The organism is Mesorhizobium sp. M4A.F.Ca.ET.022.05.2.1 (assembly GCF_003998845.1).
In the GTDB taxonomy this organism is placed as follows: Bacteria; Pseudomonadota; Alphaproteobacteria; order Rhizobiales; family Rhizobiaceae; genus Mesorhizobium.
The window spans coordinates 1-1990 of record NZ_RZOJ01000651.1; the positions used below are offsets into that span (position 1 = coordinate 1).

A 1990-nucleotide genomic window follows, 5' to 3' on the forward strand; every position below is an offset into this window, starting at 1 on the left:
AATTGACAGCATGCAGCCGGCCGGCTCCCCGGCCGGTGGAGAGGCCGAGGCCCAGAATGTTTGAAGACGCCCGCTCCCGCCTGAAGGCATGGTTGGTGGCCGGCATCGGCACAGTGGCGGCGATTGGGGTAGCCGGCGTCATGGGCGCCTTCGGCGCAAGGCAAGAGCCGCTGCCGGTTCTGGTGCCCGCCAGCGGAATCGAGACGGGCCAGTGGCTGCTCAGGTCGCTCAAGGCCTATTCGACCGAAGGCGAGAACCCCTACGGCGTACCGCTGAAGCCTGGCGCCAAGGCGCTGGTCCTCGAGCTCGAAATGACCAACCACACCGCCAAGTCGACAAAGGATTATTTCGACCTGCTGCAGGCCGCCCAGGCAACCGTCGATCCGACGACGAGACCGTTCATCGTGCTGACGCGTGATTCCACGCTGTCACCGGAACTGCACCCCGGCATGCCGGAGCGCATGGCCTATGTCTGGCAATTGCCGGACGGAGCGGCACCGCCGGCAAGCCTCGACCTGACGGTCATCCGCAAGACCTACAAGCAGCGCGACAATCTCTACGGCCTGCCCGGCTGGTTCAATCCGGCACCGGTCGGCACGCTGAAGCTGCCGGTTGGCAGCGGGCCTAGTGCCGCGGATATCCGGCCATGATGCGCAAACTGGCGAACATCGTCCTGCTGCTCGTCGCAGTGTCGCTCTGCTACGGCCTGCAGGTGTCGAAGCCGCACTATGGCGACCTTGTCGGGCCGATCCCCGCCCGCGGCTCGCTCGGCGACATGGCCGTCGGGCGAAGCTTCGAGGTCCGGGCCGAAAAGGTCGAATTCGCCCGAAAACTGAAAGTTGACAAGTTCGGTGACAGCAAGGTTTTGACCACAGGCGGCATCTGGGCCGTGGTCACGGTGGAGTTTGCGGCGCCGGCGCAATCGACGACGGTAGCGGTCGCGTCCTGGCGCGGGTCGACAGGCCTGACCTATGACCAGACCGAGCGGCTGTCCTTCGCCGATGGACTCCTTCCCGTGGCCATCGACCCCGGCCTGCCGAGGAAGGCGAGGCTGATCTTCGAGCTGCGGCCTGACGAAGTCAGCGATGCCACTCTGCTGGTTTCGGAAAAGCTGATGTCCGCACTCGACTCGCGGGCCGAGATATCGCTCGGGCCCGTCGCGATTGGACCCGACGGCTTGCCGCCCGGCACGGTAGACACACTGGACATGACGCAGCCGATCTGAGGGATATCGAATGGCGGCAGAAATTCTGGATCGGGAGAGCGGGACGAGCGAGCGGAAATGGCGCCGCCGCAGCCTGTGGTCGCTGCTGCTGCTTATCCCCTTGGCCTTGGCAATTGAGGCTTACGACAGTGTTAGGACGCTGCTTGGCAACAACGATCTCTTCGCCCGAAGCGTTGTCTGGGGAGAGAGCGCCCATTTCGGCGGCAGCGACTGGAAGCTAACCGATTTGCGCGGCGCCTTTGGCATGGCGAACCTGCCGCCGGATTCGGTCCCTGTGCTGGCCGACTTCTCGGTGAAAGTGGGCGATCCCGATCTGCAAAAACTCTGGATCGGCTGCAGGATAGTGCTGATGGACAAGGACGGTCGGCGTTGGTCGCCGACATCGGCGGTATCGCTGAAAACGCAGGACCACGTGCAGACCTGCACGTCGGCGATCTTCTCCGGCGCCAAGAGCGGCGACACCCTCAACCTGCGCGAGACCTTCCTGGTGCCGAAACAGGCGACAAGGACGATACGGCCGGCCGTCGGCGTCGCCAGCGAGCGGCCGCATTTCCTGCTGTTCCAGTTGGAAAAGGATTGATCCGGCCACCCGTCCGTCACTGTCACGGATAGAGGCGCGTCTTGTCCCAGCCACCTTCCGCGTTGCGCGTGAAGACCAGGCGGTCGTGAAGGCGGAACGGCCGGTCGTGCCAGAACTCGATCGTCTGCGGCACGATGCGGAAGCCGGACCAGTGTTTTGGCCGCGGGATCTCGCCGATTGGATAG

The 1990-nt window shown here is 64.4% G+C and carries 4 protein-coding genes; 3 read left to right on the forward strand and 1 reads right to left on the reverse strand.

The features are described 5' to 3' along the window. The first annotated feature begins 56 nt into the window (after nt 1-56). Genes EN745_RS34135 through EN745_RS34145 form a run of 3 tightly spaced genes read left to right on the forward strand, consistent with a single transcriptional unit; the run spans nt 57 to nt 1805 of the window. Nucleotides 57-650, forward strand: a complete 594-nt coding sequence (locus EN745_RS34135) for a hypothetical protein (RefSeq protein WP_126055949.1) — start codon at nt 57-59, stop codon at nt 648-650. Then, the gene (locus tag EN745_RS34140; RefSeq protein WP_126055948.1) at nt 647-1225 is read left to right on the forward strand and encodes a hypothetical protein; all 579 of its coding nucleotides are present in this window, start codon (nt 647-649) and stop codon (nt 1223-1225) included. Before EN745_RS34135 ends, EN745_RS34140 begins: the two co-directional genes overlap by 4 nt. Nucleotides 1226-1235: 10 nt before the next feature. Continuing rightward, nucleotides 1236-1805, forward strand: a complete 570-nt coding sequence (locus tag EN745_RS34145) for a hypothetical protein (protein ID WP_126055947.1) — start codon at nt 1236-1238, stop codon at nt 1803-1805. A gap of 22 nt (nt 1806-1827) precedes the next feature. Here EN745_RS34145 and EN745_RS34150 read toward each other — a convergent pair. Next, nucleotides 1828-1990 (reverse strand): pyridoxine 5'-phosphate oxidase C-terminal domain-containing protein (locus EN745_RS34150; protein ID WP_281034805.1); only part of this gene is annotated, 163 nt, incomplete at its 5' end.

Coding starts and splice junctions, on each gene's coding strand:
- EN745_RS34135 (WP_126055949.1), top strand. CDS start 57: ATGTTTGAAGACGCCCGCTCCCGCCTGAAGGCATGGTTGGTGGCCGGC.
- EN745_RS34140 (WP_126055948.1), top strand. CDS start 647: ATGATGCGCAAACTGGCGAACATCGTCCTGCTGCTCGTCGCAGTGTCG.
- EN745_RS34145 (WP_126055947.1), top strand. CDS start 1,236: ATGGCGGCAGAAATTCTGGATCGGGAGAGCGGGACGAGCGAGCGGAAA.